18 protein-coding genes are annotated in these 21,008 nt (G+C 29.6%); 2 read left to right on the top strand and 16 right to left on the bottom strand.

The window, feature by feature from the left end; all coding sequences use genetic code 11:
• Nucleotides 1-218 precede the first annotated feature (218 nt).
• Together AC23L6_RS09405 and AC23L6_RS09410 are read left to right on the top strand one after the other, a co-directional pair.
• Complete coding sequence (locus AC23L6_RS09405) at nt 219-956, top strand: tyrosine-protein phosphatase (RefSeq protein ID WP_487561917.1); 738 nt, start codon at nt 219-221, stop codon at nt 954-956.
• Nucleotides 957-1,119: 163 nt separating this feature from the next.
• Nucleotides 1,120-2,019, top strand: a complete 900-nt coding sequence (locus tag AC23L6_RS09410) for a beta-1,6-N-acetylglucosaminyltransferase (protein WP_487561918.1) — start codon at nt 1,120-1,122, stop codon at nt 2,017-2,019.
• A gap of 17 nt (nt 2,020-2,036) precedes the next feature.
• Here the strand turns inward: AC23L6_RS09410 and AC23L6_RS09415 are convergent, their stop codons facing one another.
• The 16 genes from AC23L6_RS09415 to AC23L6_RS09490 all read right to left on the bottom strand — a co-directional run bounded on the left by AC23L6_RS09415 (nt 2,037) and on the right by AC23L6_RS09490 (nt 21,006).
• Nucleotides 2,037-4,418 (bottom strand): GumC family protein, encoded by a 2,382-nt coding sequence (locus tag AC23L6_RS09415; protein ID WP_487561919.1) that lies wholly within the window; start codon nt 4,416-4,418, stop codon nt 2,037-2,039.
• 9 nt (nt 4,419-4,427) lie between these two features.
• Complete coding sequence (locus AC23L6_RS09420; RefSeq protein ID WP_487561920.1) at nt 4,428-5,210, bottom strand: polysaccharide biosynthesis/export family protein; 783 nt, start codon at nt 5,208-5,210, stop codon at nt 4,428-4,430.
• Nucleotides 5,211-5,298: 88 nt separating this feature from the next.
• Complete coding sequence (locus AC23L6_RS09425; protein WP_487561922.1) at nt 5,299-7,272, bottom strand: polysaccharide biosynthesis protein; 1,974 nt, start codon at nt 7,270-7,272, stop codon at nt 5,299-5,301.
• A 46-nt stretch (nt 7,273-7,318) separates the two neighbouring features.
• A complete protein-coding gene (locus AC23L6_RS09430) occupies nt 7,319-8,461 on the bottom strand; it encodes a DegT/DnrJ/EryC1/StrS family aminotransferase (RefSeq protein WP_487561923.1) in 1,143 nt (380 codons plus the stop codon).
• On the bottom strand, nt 8,454-9,104 hold the full coding sequence (locus AC23L6_RS09435) for an acetyltransferase (protein ID WP_487561924.1): 651 nt from the start codon (nt 9,102-9,104) through the stop codon (nt 8,454-8,456). The genes AC23L6_RS09430 and AC23L6_RS09435 overlap by 8 nt, the downstream gene beginning before the upstream one ends.
• Before the next feature lie 18 nt (nt 9,105-9,122).
• Entirely contained in the window at nt 9,123-9,734 is a 612-nt protein-coding gene (locus tag AC23L6_RS09440) for a sugar transferase (protein WP_487561925.1), read from the bottom strand.
• A 26-nt stretch (nt 9,735-9,760) separates the two neighbouring features.
• On the bottom strand, nt 9,761-10,927 hold the full coding sequence (locus AC23L6_RS09445; RefSeq protein ID WP_487561926.1) for a glycosyltransferase family 4 protein: 1,167 nt from the start codon (nt 10,925-10,927) through the stop codon (nt 9,761-9,763).
• A complete protein-coding gene (locus AC23L6_RS09450) occupies nt 10,924-12,030 on the bottom strand; it encodes a hypothetical protein (protein ID WP_487561927.1) in 1,107 nt (368 codons plus the stop codon). Before AC23L6_RS09450 ends, AC23L6_RS09445 begins: the two co-directional genes overlap by 4 nt.
• Nucleotides 12,031-12,065: 35 nt before the next feature.
• On the bottom strand, nt 12,066-13,022 hold the full coding sequence (locus AC23L6_RS09455; RefSeq protein ID WP_487561928.1) for a polysaccharide deacetylase family protein: 957 nt from the start codon (nt 13,020-13,022) through the stop codon (nt 12,066-12,068).
• Nucleotides 13,023-13,038: 16 nt separating this feature from the next.
• Nucleotides 13,039-13,968: a hypothetical protein gene (locus AC23L6_RS09460; protein ID WP_487561929.1), complete on the bottom strand. Its 930-nt coding sequence runs from the start codon at nt 13,966-13,968 to the stop codon at nt 13,039-13,041.
• 270 nt (nt 13,969-14,238) lie between these two features.
• On the bottom strand, nt 14,239-15,180 hold the full coding sequence (locus AC23L6_RS09465) for a GNAT family N-acetyltransferase (protein ID WP_487561930.1): 942 nt from the start codon (nt 15,178-15,180) through the stop codon (nt 14,239-14,241).
• Nucleotides 15,177-16,292 (bottom strand): glycosyltransferase, encoded by a 1,116-nt coding sequence (locus AC23L6_RS09470; RefSeq protein WP_487561931.1) that lies wholly within the window; start codon nt 16,290-16,292, stop codon nt 15,177-15,179. Before AC23L6_RS09470 ends, AC23L6_RS09465 begins: the two co-directional genes overlap by 4 nt.
• A gap of 68 nt (nt 16,293-16,360) precedes the next feature.
• Nucleotides 16,361-17,335 (bottom strand): SGNH/GDSL hydrolase family protein, encoded by a 975-nt coding sequence (locus AC23L6_RS09475; protein WP_487561933.1) that lies wholly within the window; start codon nt 17,333-17,335, stop codon nt 16,361-16,363.
• Between the two features lie 2 nt (nt 17,336-17,337).
• Entirely contained in the window at nt 17,338-18,786 is a 1,449-nt protein-coding gene (locus AC23L6_RS09480) for an MBOAT family O-acyltransferase (protein ID WP_487561934.1), read from the bottom strand.
• Nucleotides 18,776-19,870: a glycosyltransferase gene (locus tag AC23L6_RS09485; protein WP_487561935.1), complete on the bottom strand. Its 1,095-nt coding sequence runs from the start codon at nt 19,868-19,870 to the stop codon at nt 18,776-18,778. Before AC23L6_RS09485 ends, AC23L6_RS09480 begins: the two co-directional genes overlap by 11 nt.
• Complete coding sequence (locus AC23L6_RS09490; protein WP_487561936.1) at nt 19,867-21,006, bottom strand: glycosyltransferase family 4 protein; 1,140 nt, start codon at nt 21,004-21,006, stop codon at nt 19,867-19,869. Before AC23L6_RS09490 ends, AC23L6_RS09485 begins: the two co-directional genes overlap by 4 nt.
• Nucleotides 21,007-21,008 lie beyond the last annotated feature (2 nt).

Below are 21,008 nucleotides of genomic sequence, written 5' to 3' on the forward strand. Positions count from 1 at the left end.
TAAAATGACGTCTGAAATAAAAAATATTGAATACTATTAACGTTTACTTCGAACAACTCATCGTCCAAAGATACTAATTTTAGCTAATACCCAATAAAATTAATAGCTGATTGAAAAAGAATTAATATTATATTTTGTAAAATTTTGAAATTTACAATAAAAATAGAATTAGACTAAAGCTGTGTTATCAAATACTAACTTTTCTTTACTTTTGTCACATGCTACCATTTTTTAAACCAAAACCAATTCTCAAAGATATAATTCCCGATAATTTTATCGATATACATTCTCATCTTCTCCCAGGAATTGATGATGGAGCCCAAAACATTGATGATACTGTTTTTTTAATTTCTGAGATTGAAAAAATGGGTTTTAAACAATGTATTACAACTCCTCATGTAATGGAAAATGTTTGGGAAAATTCAAGAAAAAAAATCGAATTAAACTTAGATACTACCCAAACAGAATTAAAAAGTAAAAATATTAGTTTCCCAATTAAAGCAGCCGCAGAATATATGATGGATGCCAATTTTGTTACTCTTTTTCAAAATGAAGGTTTGTTAACTTTAAAAGAAAATTATGTGCTAGTTGAGATCTCATACATAAATCCTCCAATACAATTGTATGATATTATTTTTGATTTACAAGTAGCGGGTTATAAACCAATACTTGCACATCCAGAAAGATATTCCTTTTTTCATCATAATTTTAATGACTATCAAAAACTTAAATATTCTGGATGTCTATTTCAAATTAACTTGCTATCTATTATTGGATATTATGGAATTGAAGTTGCAAAAACAGCAGAGCAATTGTTAAAAAAGGGAATGATTGATTTTGTCGGTTCAGATATACATCATTCGAATCATATAAATGGTTTCTCTAAAAAAATTCTTCTTAAAGACTTATCGTCTATTAAGGAAGCCGTTGAAAATAATTCTTTTTTTGCAATTTAATTAATATAAATGAAAAATAAATAACATATCAATATCAAAACTTAATATTGTTTTTAACCCTTTAACTTTGTAATATTTTTCACTAAATTTGAATAATGATTATTCTTTTACTTAAAAATACATTTAATCGTCAAAATAAATGTCAAAATAATTAAATCTTAAAATGGAAAGCATAAAAAACAATCCCAAACAAGCAATCCTTATAACTGCTTACAAAAACTATAATCATCTTGAAGAAATAATTAATTTTTTTGATGATAATTTTGACATATACATTCACATAGATAAAAAAAGTAAAGTATCTAACTTTGAGTTTGAAAATTTAAAAAAATCGAATAATGTCATTCTTTTATCGCAAAAATATAAAGTAAATTGGGGGGGCTTTAACCATTTAAAAAGCATACTCTTTTTGATAAATGAAGCACTTAAAAATCCAAATATTTATTATTTTCATCTTATTAGTGGTCATGATTTTCCAATTAAAAAAAAATCTCATTTTATTGAATTTTTTAAAAACAATGACAAAGAATACATTGATTATTTCAACATGCCAAAAATAGGTTATGCTGATAACGGAAATATGGATAGAATAGAATACTATAATCTATTTGATTTGTTAAATTCAAAAAATCCTAAACAAAAAAAACTTATAAATATTTTTATTCAATTACAAAAAAAACTCAGAATAAAAAGATCCATTTCAAAAAAAATGCCAAAACTATATGGAGGTTCAACTTGGTGGAGCCTAACAAGAGAATGTTTAAAATATGTTAATGAATATACAAAAGAAAACAAATCAATATTAAATAGATTCAAATATACTTTGTGTTCAGAAGAAATATATTTTCAAACAATTATAATGAATTCAAATTTTAGCATTAAAGTTGCCAATGATAACTTGAGATATATTGATTGGAAAACTAGAAATGGAAATAATCCCGCAAATCTTGACCATACAGATTATGAAAAAATAGTTGAGACTAGTTCTTTCTTTGCTAGAAAGTTTGAATATCCATTTTCTTTTGAAATTGTACAATCTATAAAGCAATCAATTGCAGAGTAAGGAATAAAAATTATATTTTAGACATTAAAAAAATCTCTAAAAGATTTTTTCTGAATATCCTCTCCATAGCCATAACCATAACCATAACCATAACCATACTTATAGCGGTACCCGACATTGACTCCTACATTATTTAAAACAAATGCTAAGTTTTTTAATTTATCTTTTTGTTTTAATTCTAAAGAATATTGAATTAATTTTTTTTCAGTAAAATCAGCTCGAACTACAAATAAAGTAACATCCGCATATTTAGAAATTGTAAGTGCATCGGTAACTAAAAGTGTAGGAGCAGTATCGATTACTATGTAATCATATTCTTTTCTAGCTTCATTAAGTAATATCTCCATACGCCCATTCGAGAGAAGCTCTGCGGGATTTGGAGGTATTATTCCAGAAAAAATTAATTCTAAATTTGAAGTATCAAATTGATTCTTTACTGTTAAAGTCCTCCAATCTACTGAAGAATCGTATAAATAATTAGATAAACCAATATATTCTTTATCTAAACTAGTATAATTATGAAATTGCGGATTTCTCAAATCTGCTCCAATAACCAAAACTCTTTTTCCTAAAGTAGCAAAAGCCATGCCTAAATTAATGGATGTAAATGTCTTTCCTTCGCCTTTTATTGTTGAAGTTATAAATAAAACTGGAGCAACCTTATCAACTTGTAATGGTAGTAAATATCCTATATTTGTTCTCAAAATTCTGAAAGATTCTGCTAACACAGACCTATCATTATCTAACATAACTTTTAAATCATCTCCAATAAATGGAACTTCGGAAACGATTGGAATATCGCCAACAATTCTTGATAACTCTTGTTTGTTATGAATTTTATTATCTAACAAATTTTTAACAAATACAAATAAAAACGGCACTAATAACCCGACAACTAAAGACCCCATATAAATTAAATCTTTTTTAGGCGAAATTGCATTTATATTTGATGAGGCATAATCAACAACTTTTATTGATGGCCCAGTTACTGCTACATTAATTGCAGCCTCTTCTCTCTTTTGGAGTAATAGAATGTAAAGAGATTCTTTAATCCCTTGTTGACGTTCAATACTTCTGATAAATTTTTCATATAAGGGAATTTTATTGAATTTATCTGTATATTGTTTGTATAAATAATTATTCTTAACTAGCGAAGATTCCAACTCCTGTTGGTAATTCTTAATAGCTTTAAACATATCTTTTTTTAATATATCTAGCTGTTCGTTAATTATTTTTATTTTTGGATTGTTTTCTCCAGCACTAAACAGCAACTTTTCTCGTTCAAAAACAAGTAAATTATAGTTTGAAAATAACTGATTCATTAATCCATTTGAAATACCTATTTCAAGTGGGAAGGATTCAAATTTATTGTGGTTTTTGAGAGATTTCTCTATATATTTTGCTAACTCTATTTGATTTTCTATATCACTAATAACTGTTTTTGAAGTTTCAATATTTTTAGCTGCAGACTCTATATCTGTATCTACATTTGTCAATCCATTTTCACGTTTATACTTCTCTTTATCATTCTCTATAGAATCCAATTGTCTTCCTAAAAAATTAAATCTGTTATTTACAAAATCTATTGTTCTTTGTGACACTAATTGTCTATCCTTTATACCATCAAGATCAAACTGTTTGACAATCTCATTTAATGTCGCTTCAATTTTAGCCGTATTTGTGCCTGTTAATGAAAGGCCTAATATATCACTTTGATTGGCTACAGTTTTAATATTAATCCTATTACATAAACTTAAAGTTGTTTGACGTAATGGTAATAACTCAAAAGCAAACTTTTTTCCAATAAGACTATTTGGATTTAATCCCAATCTAGGTGAAATTTTGAATGGAATTCCTGAATTAACATGAACTGAATTAAATCCAATAACCCCAAACTTATTTTTTTCATTATCATCGACAATTTCATAACCTCCTTCAACAATTTCAATTTCGAATCTGAGAGATTTGGTTAATAATTGGTTTGAAGATTTTAACCACTTTATAGTAAATGGCTCATTTTTCCAAAGCTCTTTAGTTGTAAAATATCCTACTCTATAATAACATGTCGTCAAATCAAGGTTTTTAACCACTCTTTCCATTAACTGGTAAGACTTGATCATTTCAATTTCATTATCTAAACTTCGCTTACTACTTTTACTTCCAAAAATTGGAATCATGTTATCTGGTAATTTGAAAGCAGAAGTGGAATTATCTAATATTTTGATTTCAGAATATGACTCATAAATCGGTGTTGTATATCTAAGATATATCTTTGCGATTATGAAAAAAAGAAGTATAGAAATTACAAATAAATACCAATACCTTAAATATTTATTAATCTCTGCTAATATATCAAAATTACTAGAATTGGTTTGATTTTCAAATTCAAAATTATCCATGATTAAATTTTACCTAGTTAGTAATATATACAAAGCCAAAGCAGAACTAAATACCCCCAAAATAACTCCAATACTGGTTAACCATCCAGATTGCAAAACAGCTGGACCAGTTGGTTTTATATATATAACATCATTTTGTTTTAAATAATAATAAGGACTATTTATTAAATCTATTTTAGTTATATCTAATTTAACATACCTTCTTACACCATCTTCTTCTCTAATCAAAACAATATCATTTTTTATACCAGTAGGCGCAATGTTGCCAATTGCTTGCAGTATTGTCAATGTATTATTTCCACCAAAAGGTATTGTTGCTCCAATTGAGCTATTTCCTGCGGGACCTAAAACGGTAACTCTACTATTTATTATTCTGACACTAACTACAGGATTTTTAATTAACTCTTTATCGATAAGAAGTTTATTTATTATTGTCTCAACTTCAATCGTTGTTTTACCAGCAACTGAAATTGTTCCTAATCTTGGAAAAACTATATTCCCCTCATAAGAGACAAGATATCCATTAAGTTGAGCTGATTCTAAAGTAGTGATATAATTGTTAAATGGCTCTACAACTTCTGGAAGCAATTCCCCTACTCTAATGCTCAAGATATCATTTATCTGAATTTTATTTTGATAGTAGATTATTTTATCTTGAGAACCAATCTTAATATCGTTAAAATACTCTACTTCTTTTCTTGTGGCACAAGATTGCAAAATCAATATCATGCATAGAAACATAAATATTAACTTGCTAGACAAAAAAATGAATGCTCGTTTGTAATTTTTCATATTGTCTAAAAACATCGACTAATTTTATTTTATGAATAAATATTTTTCAATAATCGAGGCAAATATACTAATTTAAAACAGCTGATGATTATAAATTTACATCTAAATCAAAAGCAACGAATCTAGAATTCATACTTCTAAATTCAGGAACTAATTTTTTCATTTCAATTACTACCTCCTCATCTGAAAATAATTGAATCTTATCTAATAATGACTCAATATTATTATTAATCATATCATATTCATCATGCATTTCTTGTGCAATCATTATTTTCTCATTGTGTGTCGGCAAAGTTTTGGATGTATCATTCAATAACTCTTCAAAAAGTTTCTCTCCTGGCCTCAAACCTATAATTTTTATCTCTATTTCCCTGTCAGGAGTAAATCCAGCTAATCGTATCATTTTTTTAGCTAAATCTAAAATTCTAACTGGTTGCCCCATGTCAAAAATGTAAATTTCTCCTCCATTTCCCATAGTTCCTGCTTCTAACACTAGTTGACAAGCTTCCGGTATGGTCATAAAATAACGTATGATCTCAGGGTGAGTTATGGTTATTGGTCCGCCTTCTTGGATCTGTTTTGCAAATAATGGTACTATCGAACCATTTGAACCCAGAACATTACCAAAACGAGTTGTAATAAATTTAGTATTAACATTATCTAAATCCTTGTTTAGTTTATCCTGAAGTGTTTGCACGTATTTTTCAGCAATACGCTTACTCGCTCCCATCACACTACTAGGGTTAACCGCTTTATCTGTAGAAACCATAACAAAACGTTCTACATTATACTTAACTGATAAATCTGCTAAATTTTTTGTACCTAGAACATTAGTATAAACTGCTTGTGAAGGATTTTCTTCCATCATAGGCACATGTTTATATGCTGCCGCGTGATATACTATATCAGGTCTATATTTAACAAATACTTTTTCTAGTGCTTTTAAATTTCTCACATCTACAAGCACAGATCGAATTTTTACTTTATTACCTAAAGTATCTACCTCAAGGCTCAAACTATGTAAAGGCGTTTCTGCTTGATCTAAAATAATAATTTTATAAGGTTTGAAACTTAAAATTTGTCTCGTAATTTCACTTCCAATTGAACCAGCTGCTCCAGTAATTAATATTGTCTTTTCATTAATCTGAGATGAAATGGTTTTGGTATCTAAAACTATAGGCTTACGTTCAAGTAAATCCTCTATCTCAAAACTTTTAACTTTATTCGAAATTTGTTTTTCATCTTTCCAATCCGTTATTAAAGGAACAGAATATACTTTAAAATTATATTCCAAACACTCTTCTACAATAGCTATAGTTTCTTCTTTACTTAAACTTTTCTCGGCAATTATTAAAGCATCAGCTTTCATTGCTCTCAATATGACATGAATGTTTTTATTTTGGTTTAAAATAGGGAGATTTAAAATACTTTTTCCCGTTTTATTATTGTTGAATTTATCTATAAATCCAAGTAATTTAAAACGTCTAGGCTTCTCAGTTCTCAATGCATTTGCTACAGAAATAGCGTTTGCATCAGCCCCATAAATAATAGCATTAGTGAGCTTTTTTTTATCTTCGAAATTCATATATCGCTCAAAAAAATACTTAACTAAAATTCGAAATAAAAATAGAAGTATAAACGAAATGATATAACCAATTAACAAGCCTGTAGTTAAAAAAATCTTACTGTCAAAAATTAAAAACCAAGAATAATTGATAATCAATAAAACCACATACGAAGTGGTTGTAGATACTAATAATTTTACCCCATCTATAAAAGTTGAATGCCTAATTATTCCCGCATAAGTTCTGTACATTAAAAAAAGTAAAGCATTTATAATAACAATTACAGAGTAACTTTGTATAAAATTTCGATCATCATAAAATTTCACATTAAGACTAGTTATTATAAAGTGCGTTATTATTACAGAAAAACACACAATAGCTACGTCAATAACAAAAATAATCCATCTTGGTAAGTAACCAAAATTATGGAATCTTTTTTTAAAAAAGTTTTCTTTTGTTATTCCTAAAAAAGAATTATATTTAGTAATATTGTTCAAAGATTTAAATTTAGCTAAAATTAAACATTATAATTAATTAATTAAATCATCTATTAAAAAAAACATTAAAAACTCTAGAAATTCTCTCTCTATCATTTTCTATTAGATTAGACCCCGATGGCAAACATAATCCATCTTCAAATAATTGTTGTGCTATTTTACCCCCATAATAAGGATATTTTTGAAAAACTGGCTGCAAATGCATGGGTTTCCAGAGAGGTCGAGATTCAATATTTTCCTTTTCTAGAGCCAACCTTAAATCTTCTCTTTTTTTCCCATTTGTCTTAGAAGAATCAATAAGAATTGCGCTTAACCAATGATTTGAATAATAATCAGCACTGGGTTCATGAAAGACAATTACTCCATCAATATTTTCAAAATAATTCATATAAAAATCATGCATTTTTCTTCTTAATGCAATATGCTTATCTAAAACTTCCATTTGCCCTCTGCCAATACCTGCGCAAATATTACTCAACCTATAATTGTAACCTATTTCAGAATGCTGATAATGGGGAGCATCATCCCTTGATTGTGTTGCAAAAAAAACGGCCTTATCTTTTATTTCTTTAGTTGATGCCACTAAAGCTCCTCCTCCAGATGTTGTTATTATTTTGTTGCCATTAAACGATAAAATACCAATTTCTCCGAAAGTTCCGCATCTTTTTCCTTTGTAGGAACTTCCTAAACCTTCTGCACTGTCTTCTATAATTGGAATCTCATATTGATAAGCAAGAGCTTTAACCTCGTCAACCTTAAATGGCATACCATACAAATGAACTGCAATAATTGCTTTTGGTTTCGTTCCCTTTGTAATTCTGTCTTTGATAGCTTTCTCTAAAGCTGTCGGGCAAATATTCCACGTTTCTGGTTCACTATCTACAAATATTGGTGTAGCACCTTGATATAATATTGGATTTGCAGAAGCAGAAAATGTAAAGCTCTGACAAATTACCTCGTCTCCTGCTTTAATCCCTAATAAAATTAATGCAAGATGAATGGCTGAAGTTCCTGAACTTAATGCAGCAACATATTTATCTTCTTTTATGTATTGTTCTAAATCTTGTTCAAAACCTGTTACATTCGGACCCAATGGTGCAACCCAATTAGCATCAAATGCTTCTTGGACATACTTTTGTTCATTCCCTCCCATGTGGGGTGATGAAAGCCAAATTTTCTGATTAATCATTTTCGTGGAATTTTATTGGCTTAGCAGGAATACCTACCGCCGTACAGTTTTCTGGTAAACTTTTTGAAACAACAGCTCCAGCTCCTACAATCGTATTCTTACCAATCTGTAATCTGTTAATTATTTTTGCTCCCGTTCCAACGTAAACACATTCCTGAACTTCAACCTCTCCTGAAATATTTACTGAAGGCATGAATGAACAATATTCTTTAATTAAAGTATCATGTCCTACAGTGCACATTAAATTTATGGTTACAAAATCTTGAATTTGAATATTACAAGTAATTATAGTTCCAGCACAAATAATAGTTCCTTTTCCTATATATACCTCATCATTACTTATAATAGAAGAGGGGTGTATTAAAGTTGGAAACTGAAGATTCTTATTATTAAGTAAGTTGACAAGATTCATTTTAGTCTTAGGCTCACCAATACCAAAAGCTACAAATGTTTCTTCCTTTAAATTATTCAAATCATTAATAGTTCCCAAAATTGGAAAACCATTCACCATTATATCTTTATTAATATTGTCATCATAAAATCCTAAAAAATTATATTCAGAATTTACCTTATTAATATCGTCAATTATAATCTTTACTTCCCTTCCGAAGCCTCCAGCTCCAATAATAACAATGTTTTTCATTATCAAAAATTTAATTTATTATTTAATTTTGCCTCCTGTAAATGGTTCTATGGTTGCAGCATTAGCAGCATTAATACCTTCACTGATTAATACTTTTTGTATGGTTCTAAATATTATTTTAAAATCTAAGATAAAAGAAATATGATCTACATACCAAACATCTAATAGAAATTTTTCATCCCAAGAAATTGCATTACGACCATTAACTTGAGCCCACCCTGTAATTCCTGGCTTAACCTCATGACGCCTTTTTTGAAAATCATTGTACAAATGTAAATAGTCAGGGAGTAAAGGTCTTGGACCAATTATACTCATATCGCCTTTTATAACATTAAGTAATTGCGGAATTTCATCCAAAGACGTTTTTCGAACAAAGGAACCAACTTTAGTAAGCCTTTCAGCATCAGAAAGTAGATTGCCTTCTTTATCTTTCTTATCATTCATCGTTTTAAACTTGATAATTTTGAAAATTTTTCCATTTTTACCTGGACGAAGCTGAAAGAAAAAAGGTTTCCCATCATTAGCGATAAACAATAATCCAGAGACTATTAAAAAGATAGGTGATAACAATAGAAAACCAAAAAATGCAGAAAGAAAGTCGAATATTGGCTTTATTAAGGATTGATACATAAATCTATATATTGTTTTTAATCTTACTACTCTAACTTAAAGTCGGGGTCAAAAGTACGATATTCTGATAAAATAGCTTCCCAAACCACTTTTTGTTCGTAGCGAGAAACAATCATTTTTCTTGAATTTTCTTTCATTTTGGTTGTTAAAGAAGAATTTGCAACAACTGTTTTCATGGCTGATAGTATGGCAATCTCATCTTTTACTGGGATAATCAAACCGTTCTCTTTCTCAATTATTATTTCGTTACATCCATTAATATCAGAAACAATACTTGGCAAGCTCATGGCTCCTGCCTGCATGACAACATTTGGAAAACCTTCGCGATAACTGGGAAAAACAAGAACATTAGCTACGGCTAAATAAGGTCTAACGTCATTTTTGAAACCAGCAGCTATAATTGATGGATTGTCATTTATACTTTCGACTGTTTGAGAATTAAGTGGATCCAAATCGTTTTCATAATCTCCAATCAGAAGTAATTTTACTTTACTATTTTCTTTTTGTAAAAGCTCAAAGGCAACAACCATTTCGTTGATTCCTTTATCTTTAACTAACCTTCCGACAAAAATAAATACAAAATCATCTCTTTGGATTCCTAGTTCGTTCTTTAATTTTGAATTTTGCTCTTCTGAATACCGTTCTGGATTAAAAAAAGAAGTATCTATACCGTTAGAACTTCCGTTAGCCAAAACTTTTAATTTATTAGAATGACAAAAATTATGGTCTAAAATTATGTTTTTTAGCCCAAAAGAATTAGGATACACCATTGTAGCACAGCTATAAGTGAATTTTTCGACAATGTCTAATACTTTTCTCTTCGTACCAATAACTTCCATGAGAGGTAATCCAGCAACTGTATGTAATCGATGCGGAACTCCAGCTAATTTTGCCGCTAGCATCCCTACAATTCCAGCTTTTGGAGTATGTGAATGCACTATAAACGGTTTTGTTTTTTTTAAGAAAAAATAAAGTTTGATTACAGCAAAAGCATCTTTTAAAGGCGTTATTTTTCTTGTCATTTCTAACGGAAAAATATCTAGTCCTTGCTTCTTGCCTAATCTTTCTAAATTTTCTTTTTCTGAGGAAACGGCTATAACATCATAAAACGAACTCATAAACTGCAATTGACCTGAAAGCAATTTTTCCAGAGAAATAGGCACTGTCGTAATCCTGATAATTTTTTGTTTCATAAAATTTTAGCCTTATTACATGAAATTCCTTGTTTGATAATAAACAGTAAAGCAATTATCGTAAAAGGTTGAAACATCATTTTGGTTCTTATAAAAATTCCAAGATTAGCATAACGCTGCACATAAATTAAACCACAAATTAGTGTAAAACTAAGAACATATTTTACCCATTCGGAATAAATAACACTCTTGAATTGCAGTATAAAAAAAAGAGCAATGCAATGTATAAAAAGAATTAACCCATTTTCAAAACTTACCAAAATGCCAAGTAGAGAATCAATATCATAAAACAATGGTCTGAAATAGAACGAAAACAATTTGTAAAACCAATTGTATTCTAACATAGGAACATAAGAACCTGAATAGCGAAAGGATAAAATGGAATACTCATTAAAATAATTTATTCGTTCCCAATTCCAATATCGAATTTGAGTCATTTGAAAAACAATGTACACAAGGCTTAAAATCAATATTCCGCTGATTGCAGCTACAACAATTCGTCTTTTAATTGAAACATCTTTCCTAAAAATATAAACTATAATTATTGTTGAAAGCAATATCATGGCCACATGAGGTCGTATTGCAAGAATTAACAAACTCCCAATAATGAAACTAACCGATTTGAAATTTCCAGAAGATAGGGCACAAAAAACAGAAGCTATACCAAAAAAAATTAAAGGTTCTTTCCCTAAGCCAGATGTCCAGAAATGCATATTAGGCAAAAAATAAAAAATGGGAAGAATATTTACACCCATCAAGAGAAATTGTTTTCCAAATACTAAATCAATCCATTTGATATAAATAAGAATTCCTAAAAAACCAATCACTCCATACAATATGAAACCAAACCAAAAAGGAAACCCAAATTTTATAAAAGGATAATTCAAAAACAGTATGAAAGATGTTCCCACATCAGCAAAGGAAATCCAAGAATATGTATTAATATCAAAAGTCTTAGCCCAATAAAAAAGAGAATCCGATATTCCGCGGTTGATTCTCACCTTGTATGCCACATAAATAAAAAAACAATGATAGATAAAAAGAATAGCCATCCATTGTTTCTTTATAATTGAAAATAAACTAGTACTGTAAATTTTAATCAAAATAATTTATTTGATTCTCTGCTACGTATTAAAAGTTACTTTAAATCATCGTGTATTTCTCCCATCGTTTTGCTTTCCATCCCGAAAGTCTCTGCACAATAGCGGTAGACTTCCAATATTGATTTCAAAGCTTTGATTGCACCCTCGGGATCAATTCCAAAATTATGAGGATGCCACCATAAATGATAAATCTCACCTGCTTTTGCTGCTTGAATAATCTCATTCTTAATTCGATTTAACCTCAAAGAATTGATAATTCCTATTTTATGTTGTGGTCTTAAAAAGCGACTGGAAGGTTGGCATGAAGGCATAGCTAATTTTATACTTTTCTCAGGATATGATTTTACACCAATAGGAATGTAGGCATCTGCTGTTCGAAAAATTTTCATAGCGAATGTTTGTGGTGTCATAGTATCCCAATACCAAACACTTGGATTGAATCTAACCGTTACAATTTGCCTTTCAGCACAACATTCTAAATACGATTCATTGAATTGATTTCTGGGAAAAACTAATGACTTTAGTGAAATAGCAAACTTATTAGCTAATTTGATTGCCATATCTAAGTCATCCACAAATTGCACTTTATTTTGTCCCGTCTCTAAACAATAATAGTGTGAATAGGTATGAGTCCCTATTTCTTGCCCTGTGGCATTTTGAATTTCTCTAATCAGATTGGGAGCAAAAAAAAATCGATCTAACCCTAAATCTCTATGAGTATTACCATAGGCATAAGGGTCGAGTTTTAGATTTGAATAGGTTGGTCTATTTAATGGGCAATTCGATTGCCACTCTTCCCAATTTTCATTAAATAGCATTCCAACTGTAGCCCAAGTTGCTTTAACTTCATTCACATTAAAGCAATCTAAAATTTTTGGGATTACTTCAAGTGTATTGTCAAAGTAGTCCTTTTTATTAACTATGTCTGCATGATCAAATATTCCCCAAATAAGTTCAAAATCTAGAGAAATAACTAAGGTTCCTTTTTTCATATTTCTTTAAATTTAGTTAGACAGCAGCAGACATAGAATTGATTCTTTGTTTATCTTTCTGAATTTGTTGCCACTTTTCTTGAGCCAAGAAATAATAAATTACAAAGAATCCAAAATACATCACCATTGATTTTTGTCGCATTATAATTCCTAAATTAGACATAACAAATGTTAATGCAAATGAAGATAATAAGAAAACAATAGCTGACATCTTAACCATATATGGTGCTCTTATTATGAAACGCGTAAAACGTTTATTAAATATTTTTGCAAATAACAATAAATAAATTAAGTTTTCAGCTGAACTAAAAAGACCGACAATTCCCGGTGAGTCAATGAACAAAGGGCGAAACCAAAAAGTAAATAATTTTAAGGGTAATGGATAATTAGCCATAGAAACACCGGAATCGGCTGATGATTCAAGCCTTTCTGCACTTGTTTCAGTAAACTGTTGAAAATCATCTACAACATTTTCAGAATTTTCCAATTTTGCAACAGCTAAAATAGAACTGCTCGCTGCTGCTAAAAACCCTATTGAGGCTAGTAAGACTAGAACTTTTATTCCTGTGCTAATTTTTCCCCTTCCGGTTAAAATTCCTATCATAACCCCAACCAAAACAAAAAGCATAACATGTGGCCTCACCATATAAATAAAAAAGGCACCTAGTACCAGAACTACTATTCTTTTTTGTGGAAATTTAATTGCTTGAGTAAATAGCATCAACCCCATAAAAATCATTGAGCCTTTACCTAAAGATGCCGTCCAAAAATGCATGTTTGGTAAAAACAATAGAAGAGTAAGCAAATCAAATCGTCCAAAAACTTTTACATCAATAGGGATATTTTCTTTAAAATACAGGTAGGCAAATACAAAGCCAATATAACCCATCCATGCATAAATAAGCATTACTGAGGAAAATGAAAGCCCTAAATAAATTAATGGCAAAGCACAAAAGCTAATAAATCTGGTACCCGTAAAAAAAAGTTCGGACCATTCGCCTGAAATTACTTCGGCTACTTCATAATATCTTAACGAGTCAGACCTATTATAAATACCATATATAAAATAGATAATAAAAAAAGCAAGATGATACCAATACAACTTGTTCATTAAACTCTTATCAAAAAAAGAATACTTTTTTGACAATTGAACCAATAATATTCGATTTATTCCAAAAAGCAAGATAAAAACAATAAGAAAATCAAAATTTATCATCTAAAACAATTCTAAGTCCCCTAAACTATATTTCCAAGTATTAATATTAAGAGCTTTGTTTACAAAAAAAGCATCTTTTGTAAGTGACTTAAATGTCAATTTTGGCCCGAATTTACCATACAGCTTAAGCTTAAATAAATCTTTATCTGCCAATGTAGCGATCCAACATCTATTTTGAATAGCATAATCTATTATAGTATTTCGTATCTCCTTTTTATGTCCATTCTTGTTGGTACTAATAATTTCAACTATTCTTAACTCTTTAAAAAAACGATGTCCTTTTATATACATTGCAATATACCAATCATTAGTAGAAACTACGTGATATTTTTGCATGGGATTCTCTTCAAAACGCCATTTCAAATATGCTGTCGACTTCGGTGTAAAGATGACTTTTTTTTCCGACAAAACATGATTATAATGTTTACAAAGTTCATCTAATCTTGCAGCTTGAATCTGGTTAGTTTTTAACCCTTTTTTTCTAAAAATAGAAAGAAAAAAATATGGTATTGTTGGTATTATTGAAATTGGTAAAGCATCGACTATGACCCAACCCATTTTTAAATATCCTGGACGACTTTTATCGTTAGGTGTATTAAACACAAAAGTTTCTTGCTCTTTTTCAACATCTTCTAATGCTTGTAAAGTAAGCTTTTTAAAAATTCCTTTACCTTGAAAATCAGGATGAGTTGCTGTATCAACTGCTCTGTAGGCAACCCAAACTTGGTTCTCTAATTGCCAATTCCATTTCATAAGAGCCCTTACTCCTACAAAAGATTCATTTTCAGTTGCTATTAAAACATAGGAAAAACCAAACGGATTGTCCACATGCTTGAAATTCCAAACAATAGAAGACTTTTTAATTAAACTTTCTCCCAAACTCGATTTTAGTAATTCAACAATATTAGGAATATCATTTACAGAAGCTTGCTTTATTATCATATTTTATGAGTAAGATATAGAGTTTCGAGTTCTTGAACCATAACACCTATACTAAAAGAGGCTTCGACTCTACTTCTAGCCTTAGATTGTAAATGAGACATTTTAGCAGGATTTTCAGCTAATTCCAAGATTGAAATTGAGAGCTTTTCCCAATCATCAACATCAACCATAAGACCATCTATTTCGTGACGGAGTACTTCTTTGATTCCTCCCGCATTTGTTGAAACTATTGCACAGTTCATACTCATTGCTTCAAGTAAAGCTATCGGCAAACCTTCAAAAGAAGAGCACATCATAAAAATGTCCATCGCTTCATAATAAGGTTTAACATGAGATTGCAAACCCGCAAAAAATACTTTCGATTCTAAATTCAACTCTTTATGTTTGGCTTTAATTTCCTCCTCCAAAATTCCAGCACCAATAACTATTCCGTAAATATTTGGATTTTTATCTATGGTAGTTTGCATAATTTTCATCCATTTATCTAAACGTTTTTGAAAACGAAAAACAGCAGTTGTTCCAATGACTATTGCATCTTCCGGAATTCCAAATTGTTTTCTTATGGTCATTCGTTCCTCTCCATTCAATCGTACAAAACTTTTTGTATTTACTCCATTAAGAACTGTTTTACAGGTTATTTTGGGATTTATATTTTTTTGTATGGATTGAGTAACATCATTAGAAACTCCAATAGCAAGAGTTTGGTAATTAAATGTCCATTTATTAATGTACTTGGTTATAGAATGATACCTTTCTTGTAAATTATGTTCGGTATATATAACTGGAATTTTAGTTAATATATGTACTAATCTACTCAAGAAACCAGCCCAAGGTAAGTGAGCATGTATAATTTGTATTTGATTCTCTTTGCAATATTTTATGATATTCGAGAAACATAATATCAATTGGATATTGTTTCTAGCAGGAAAACAAGTCACTTTTCCTCCTGCTTTTTCTATAGTTTCAACTAATTGATTTTTCCAAGGTAAAAAATAAATATAATAAAATTCAAATTGACTTTGATTGTGTTGCTTTAGCGTTTCTGGTAGTAACATTTCTGCTCCCCCCCGACCTAGTGATTTGATAATGTGAAGTACTTTAATTTTTTCCATAATTATTACTATCCCTACTTTGGTTTTGTATTGAGGCTTTGTTTACAATTTTTCTGCTTATTTTATAATTAATTTTTAATTAATGTCTTTAGAAGATTCGTACTTTTAAGCGTATCAATAAGTCTGCTTGTAAACAATTCTGCTCCAGTTTTGTTGAGATGAAGGGCATTGTAGAAGTATTCTTTTTTATATGACATCGAATCATTAGAATAATCATAAAAAGGTATATTATACTTCTTGCTAAACTTTCTATATATAGATATTATTTGATATTTATTTTTAACAAATCTCTGTCCTTCAATATATTCAGGACTATATACAAATAAAATTTCTATGTTTTGGGATTTACACTCTCTAAGAAATCTATCAAATAATACTATTGTTTTGTTATCTAGTGGAATCTCTATATTTTTCATCTTTGATTTTACTTTATCAAAGTCAGAATTCCAAGACTCTTCTTGACCTTGATATCCTTTTACCCTTTTGACCTTATTGTGTTGAGGATTAATAAATAAATACCCTGCTTTAATAATTTCGAAATATTTACCATAATATCTGATTAATGGAATTTCATAGTCCCAAGAATTAAATCCATTGTAACCAATTGTGGCTTCCTTAATTTCCCTATTCCACAACATATAAGGTAAAAACTGTTCTGAATTATATAAATCTTTATTCTTTTTTAGAGTAAATAAATCAAGTGAATAAATAATTAATTTTGGGGTTTTATTCTTTTCTAAAAGAATAGTATGTCTTAAATTTTGTAACCAAAAGTTATGACCATCAATTCCTAAATTATATGCAGATATATGTAAACTATCTTCAATCATTGTCGGATTTATATGTCTCCATGCCCTAGAACTACCATAAATAAGAATATCAGAATTAATTTTTCCATCATATAAATCATTCCACGTAGAAAATTCTCCAAATGCATCTTTATTTGATTTTTTCAAATGATTTGATAAAAAAATATCTATAAAGTATGAAAATAAAAATATTGGAACTATAAAAAATAAAAAATATTTTATGAATCTTTTCATACTTAAAATTGAAAATAAATAAATTGTTGATCTGAACCCGCAAAAACGAACAATACAATAAGTATTATGTAATAGAAAGCCCATCTAAAAGCCTTTGTCCTACTATTAAATAATTTTGCAATCGCATATTGTTCTTCTCTTCCATTCCATTCTATTAAAAGAAATACTGTAAGTAAAATTAGTGTAGGAATACTTAACATCATCGATTTAAAAACTGGGATGCTAAATAATGAAGTAGTGAATATTCCTAGGATATAATGAAAAGCTTGATCTATTGTATTGGATCTAAAAAAAATCCAAGCAAAAACAGTTAATAAAAAAGTAATTATTATCGATGTAAACTCTTTAAATGTTGGGTAGTTTTTACCTTGTGCAACACTATTCAAATTATTTCTATGAGTATTAAAAATTATTGAAGGCATTATGTAAAGAGCATTGAGAAATCCCCAAACAATAAAAGTCCAATTTGCACCATGCCAAAAACCACTAACTAAAAAAATAATAAATGTATTTCTCACTTTTAGCCATGTTCCTCCTTTACTACCTCCTAAGGGAATATATAAATAATCTCTAAACCAAGTAGAGAGTGAAATATGCCAACGTCTCCAAAATTCAGCAATATCTCTAGAAAAATATGGAAATGCAAAATTTCTTAATAAATCTATTCCAAAAAGCCTTGCGGTTCCTAATGCTATATCCGAATATCCAGAAAAATCACCATAAATCTGAAAAGCAAAAAAAACAGCACCTAATAAAAGCGTACTACCCGAATAGTTTGTATAATTATCAAAAATAATATTTGCAAATTTGGCGCAATTATCGGCTATTACAACTTTTTTGAATAATCCCCATAAAATCTGTTTTAGTCCATCAACAGCTTTATCGTAGTCGAAATACCTTTGCTTTTGTATCTGTGGTAATAAATGTGTTGCTCTCTCAATTGGACCAGCAACTAATAGAGGAAAAAAGCTAACAAAAACAGAATAATCAACAAAATCTTTTTCAGCTTTTATCCTGTCCTTATAAATATCAATTACATACGAAAGTCCATGAAAAGTATAAAAAGAAATTCCAACAGGAAGAATTACTTTTAAAGTCCAAGGATTAATCTGAAATCCAAAATTTGAAATTGCATCTGCGAAAGAAGTAATAAAAAAATTGTAATATTTAAAGACTCCCAAAAAACCTAAATTAATGGAGATACTGAGCCAAAACCAAAATTTTTTACTTTTCTGATTTTGAGCATCCGACATTCTTAAACCTGTGTAATAATCTAAAACCGTTGAAAAAATAAGCAAAAATAAAAAACGCCAATCCCAACAAGCATAAAAAAAATAGCTAGAAACTAGGAGTAATATGTTTTGAAGCTTATAGCTTCTATTCATAACAAACCAGTATAGAATAAAAACTATTGGTAAAAAAATGGCGAAATTTAAAGAATTAAATAACATTTACTTTTTTATTTATTTTTGAATAGATCTTTTCAAATTGTTTAGCAATATACTCATTGCTAAAATTTTCCTCTACTAAATTATAAGCTTTATCAGAAATAGCAGTAGTTTTTAAATCTATCGCATTTTTCATTAATGATGCAAATCCTTCATCATCTCCTTTATCTGCTAAGAATCCTGTTTCATGAGGTTTTACAATTTCAGAAATACCACCTACGTTATTTGCAACTACTACTGTTTTGCAATACATTGCTTCCAAAAGAACTCCGGGTAACCCTTCAATAATACTAGGAAGTACTAGCAGATCTGCTTTAACAATATAATCTAAGGGATTAGCAACCCATCCATAAAAAAGAACGGTTGATTGTAAACCCTCCAATTCTACTAAACTTTCGATTTCTTCTCGTAAAGGACCGTCTCCCAGAAGATGGAGAACAGCATTGGGTTCTTTTTCCAAAAATAGTTTCCAAATAGTTAGTAATCCCTTATGATTTTTTTCAAAAGTAAAGCCTCCAATATGAATGATATTATAGGATGCCTCATTACTATTTTTCCAATCCACTTTATGAATAATTTGCTTTTCTACTCCTATGGGTATTACCGTAGTTTTATTTCTAGTAGCTGGAAATAATTGATTCAAATCGTTCTTAGAATGTTCCGAAACCGAAATAATTGCATCTGTTTTAGAATACAAAAATTCGTTAATCATCTTTGTACTTTGTGATTTAATATAACCGCTAACCGTACTCGCATTTCTGGCTATAACGGAAGATTCCCAACCAAATATTTGTTTAGACAAAACCGCAAATTTTAGTGTATCACCAGCATTACACTGAACTAAATCAGGTTTATATTCTTTTACTAACTGAGCTAATTTTCTCCAACCAACAAAATCATACCAGCGTTTTGATAAAGGTCTATTCAAATGAATAATCTCGCCTGAAAAAGGCAAATCGCAAACTCCTTCAAACAAACTAATTAGAACCACTTTATGTCCCAATTTCTGTAATTGTTCTGAAAGTTGGGCTGCAAAAATTTCAGCTCCTCTTTTCTGTGGTTTTTGTATTAGTTGAAAGACAATCATTTTTGAATCAATTTTTGATACAAATCATACATCTTTTGGTGTACTGATTCGATTTGAAAATTCTCCTTAAAAATCTCTTTACTTTTTTTGGAAAATTGACTTCGTAAATCTGTTTGACTGACTAATTTTTCTATTGCTTGAGCTAATTGAACTTGATTATTTATTTCAAATGTTAAAGCATTTTCATTCTCTCTAACCACTTCAAGCATCATAGATAAATGGGTACAAATAATAGGTAATCCCGAAGCCTCAGCTTCGATTAAAACACCCGGAAGCCCTTCAAATCTAGATGGAAAAACAAAAATATCTGACATATTTAAAAGTGCTGGAATATCTGTTCTGTGTCCTAAAAAAGAAATAAAAGAAGTTATTCCTTTATCTTGAACTTGTTTTTGTAAAGAGGAAGTTGCCTTTCCTTCTCTTCCCACAATTAACAAATGAATTTTATTTAAGACATCTTTAGGTAGAAGAGCAATAGCATCAAAAAGAACATCTTGGCCTTTTTGATATTCTTGACGCGCTACATTAATCAACACCAATTGATTCTCAGGAATACCAAAATCAGATTTTGATAATGAAGCAACTTCATAATTTTCACCTCTTCTTCCCCTGTGAACGACAGTCATTTTATTGGGAGAAATTCCAAGTGCTTCCTGATAATGTTCTGCCACAGAAAATCCATTTGGATGAAAATGATCGGTACCAAAATAACTAGTTATTCTGTCTAACCATCTATAAAATTCTAATTTATATTTTGTAACTCCAGGTTCATTCAAACGATTAGAACTATAAGTGTGATTAACCAAACTTTCTACATGAACGAACGAACTATCAAATACTCTTATGGATCGAACCAATAAATTAGAATTAAACAAAACGGAATGAACTATATGTGGTTTAAAATCGGTGATGATATTTTGCAGCGCTTTTCTTTTTGCTTTGAATCCTGCTTGAGGTAATGTCTGAATAAAATTAGTATCTAATCCAAAAGCCTCAGGTTTGTACTCAGGATGCATTTCTTTAGTTTTACAAATAAGGATTTCTTCTCCTTTGTCTTTCAAATAACTAAACAATTCTAAAGTAGAAAATTCAGCTCCACCTGTAAAAAAAGAATCTATAACTAGTAGTATTCGCATAT

This window comes from Flavobacterium sp. R1_16, from assembly GCF_057652095.1.